This window comes from Pantoea sp. RCC30.1, from assembly GCF_058148845.1.
The window spans coordinates 1-589 of sequence record NZ_JBXUHX010000083.1; the positions used below are offsets into that span (position 1 = coordinate 1).

At 57.4% G+C, this 589-nt stretch carries 1 protein-coding gene; it reads left to right on the forward strand.

Annotated features, from left to right (window positions below):
* Positions 1 to 474: 474 nt before the first annotated feature.
* A partial coding sequence (locus AC2LB6_RS24610; protein WP_490095473.1) for a replication initiation protein occupies positions 475 to 589 on the forward strand: 115 nt, incomplete at its 3' end.

The following is a 589-nucleotide window of genomic DNA, read 5'->3' on the forward strand; positions in this document are numbered from 1 at the left end:
CCGCACAGATGCGTAAGGAGAAAATACCGCATCAGGCGCTCTTCCGCTTCCTCGCTCACTGACTCGCTGCGCTCGGTCGTTCGGCTGCGGCGAGCGGTATCAGCTCACTCAAAGGCGGTAATACGGTTATCCACAGAATCAGGGGATAACGCAGGAAAGAACATGTGAGCAAAAGGCCAGCAAAAGGCCAGGAACCGTAAAAAGGCCGCGTTGCTGGCGTTTTTCCATAGGCTCCGCCCCCCTGACGAGCATCACAAAAATCGACGCTCAAGTCAGAGGTGGCGAAACCCGACAGGACTATAAAGATACCAGGCGTTTCCCCCTGGAAGCTCCCTCGTGCGCTCTCCTGTTCCGACCCTGCCGCTTACCGGATACCTGTCCGCCTTTCTCCCTTCGGGAAGCGTGGCGCTTTCTCATAGCTCACGCTGTAGGTATCTCAGTTCGGTGTAGGTCGTTCGCTCCAAGCTGGGCTGTGTGCACGAACCCCCCGTTCAGCCCGACCGCTGCGCCTTATCCGGTAACTATCGTCTTGAGTCCAACCCGGTAAGACACGACTTATCGCCACTGGCAGCAGCCACTGGTAACAGGA